This window comes from Mesorhizobium sp. M2C.T.Ca.TU.002.02.1.1, from assembly GCF_003997225.1.
In genome coordinates this window covers 1-1,087 of sequence record NZ_RZTO01001271.1, presented here as the reverse complement: position 1 = coordinate 1,087, position 1,087 = coordinate 1, and the positions used below count along the sequence as shown (strand labels likewise).

1 protein-coding gene and 1 pseudogene are annotated in these 1,087 nt (G+C 56.9%); both read right to left on the bottom strand.

The window, feature by feature from the left end; translation table 11 throughout:
- Positions 1-212: aminopeptidase P family N-terminal domain-containing protein (locus EOD07_RS35390; protein ID WP_348627802.1), on the bottom strand; the 212-nt coding region annotated here is incomplete at its 3' end.
- 477 nt (positions 213-689) lie between these two features.
- Positions 690-1,085 (bottom strand): annotated as a pseudogene (locus EOD07_RS35385) (uracil-DNA glycosylase family protein); the annotation flags it as partial.
- Positions 1,086-1,087: the final 2 nt, after the last annotated feature.

The following is a 1,087-nucleotide window of genomic DNA, read 5'->3' as shown; positions in this document are numbered from 1 at the left end:
AAGTAGCAATACAGGAAATCCGAGAAATAGCAGATGTTGTGGTAGGAGGTGAGGATGGCGCCGTCGAGCCTCAACTCGGCCAGGATCTTGCGCAGGCCGTCCTGCCGGCGCTCCATTTCGGCATCGCTGAAGGTCGGGACGACCTTTTGGCCATTGTGCATGTTTTGCAGCCGCAACAGTTCATTCGGCATGCCCTTGGCATAGACGTTCATTAGGTCCTCCGTACCGCGAAAAAGGGATGATCAAGCGTCGCTTCGGACAATAGGGAGGCGGCCCGGGCAGGGGAAATTAGAAGTCGATATCAGGCAATTACAGTTGCTAATCGCTACCGCGAATTAGGGGAGGTCTCGGGTTGGATTTCCCCGGCAACAGACCGTTGTCCGGTTCGATATGAGACCCAAACTGCTTTGCTATCGGCGCATGGCTCTTCTCTGGCTTAGCCATGGTCGTCTGCGGCGAAAGACTCTCTTCTCGACCGTACAGATATACCGACTTCATCTGTCGCCTCGTGCCATGCCCGAAGCTCGGGGTAGCGATGGCCCTCCAACGAAATCTTGAGGCATCGTTGCTGTGTCGGCCAACGTGTAACGATCGACGAAGGATTTACGCACCTGATCGATGCTCGCTTGTGCCACGGTGGTGGCTGTGCAGCCATTGAAAACAGTGCGATAGACAGATCCGCGACGTTTCGCCGGGTGCGGCAATGGTAGTCGGCGCAATGAAGGATCGGCTCGATAAATCTGGCGCCTGGCTCGTACTGTCTCGTTAACGCCTTTTCCGTCGACCGTTGACCCAAAGTGCCATCGATGCGCATATCCGCCGACAACTAGCAGCAATGCGAGGGTCGGCAGGCGCGCAAACAGCTTTCTCCGCCAAACCTCCACGCACTCCCGGCGGGGTGGCAAATCGCCTCCACTGGGGCTTAGGCCTGGAAAGCAGAATCTCATGGGAACAATCGCAACCATGGAGGGGTCGTAGAATTCCTCCTCATTCATTCCCAGCCATTGCCTAAGCCTCACTCCCGAAGGATCGTCGAACGGTCGCCCGCTTTCATGCGCCCGGATCCCTGGGGCCTGACTTGCTATGC